Annotated in this window: 1 protein-coding gene; it reads left to right on the top strand. The window is 76.0% G+C overall.

Annotated features, from left to right (window positions below; genetic code table 11):
* Nucleotides 1–1,061 (top strand): polyketide synthase dehydratase domain-containing protein (locus ABZY57_RS32825; RefSeq protein ID WP_356518212.1); only part of this gene is annotated, 1,061 nt, incomplete at both ends.

Below are 1,061 nucleotides of genomic sequence, written 5' to 3'. Positions count from 1 at the left end.
CGGCCGTAGAGCCCAGGCCGGTGCTGCTCTCCGCCCTGGACGCGACCCCCGCCGCAGGACAGCCCGAGCCGCAGACCGGGCCGCAGACCGAGCGGCACACCGGGCCGCAGACCGAGCGGCACACCGGGCCGCAGACCGAGCGGCACACCGGGCCGCACACCGAGCGGCAGACCGGGACCCAGCCCCTGACCCGCACCCTGCGTCTTTCCCTCGACACGCTCCCCTACGTACGGGACCACTGCGTCTACCTGCAGCCCGACGGCTGGACGGAGGACTCCGACCGGTTCCCCGTCGTCCCCATGACGACGATGCTGGAGCTGGCGGCCGAGGCCGCGCTGAGGGACGCACCGCACGGCCTGGCCGTCATCGGGTACGAGCGGGTACGGGCCCTGCGCTGGCTCCCCGTGGAGCCGGCCCTCGACGTGGAGGTCACCGTACGGCCCGCCGGACCGGGCCGCGTGCGCGTCACCCTCGGGGAGTACGCCGACGTGTTCGTCCTGCTCGGAGACCGCTACGCGGCCCTGCCCGGCCCCGACACCACCCCGCTGCGCGAGCCGCAGCCGGCTCCCGTCAGCGCCGAGGCGCTCTACCGCGACCGGTGGATGTTCCACGGCCCCCGCTTCGCCGGGGTGCACGAGGTGCGGGCCGTCGGCTCGGACGGCATCCGGGGCGTGTTGCGGGCCCTGCCCGACCCGGGGGCGCTGCTCGACGCCGCCGGGCAGCTCTTCGGGCACTGGATGCAGCTGAGGCTCCCCGTGGACAGGCTGGTGTTCCCGGCCACCGTGGACGGCATCCGCTTCTCGGGGCCCCCGCCCGCCCCCTACGAGCTCGTCTGGGCCACGGCCCGGATCCGCGAGGTCCGCGATGTCAGCGTGCGCGGCGACATCGAGCTGCTCCGGGCCGACGGCCGGGTGTGGGCCCGGATCGACGGCTGGACGTACCGCCGCTTCGGCGCCGACGAGCGGGTCTGGCCGATGAAGTTCACCCCGGAGGTCTGCGGCATCGGCGAGCCCCGCCCCGAGGGCTGGTGCCTGGCCCGGCGCCGCTGGACCGACCCCGCC

It is taken from the genome of Streptomyces sp. NPDC006450 (genome assembly GCF_040612195.1).
Taxonomy (GTDB): Bacteria; Actinomycetota; Actinomycetes; order Streptomycetales; family Streptomycetaceae; genus Streptomyces.
This window is presented reverse-complemented; position numbering and strand designations above follow the sequence as displayed.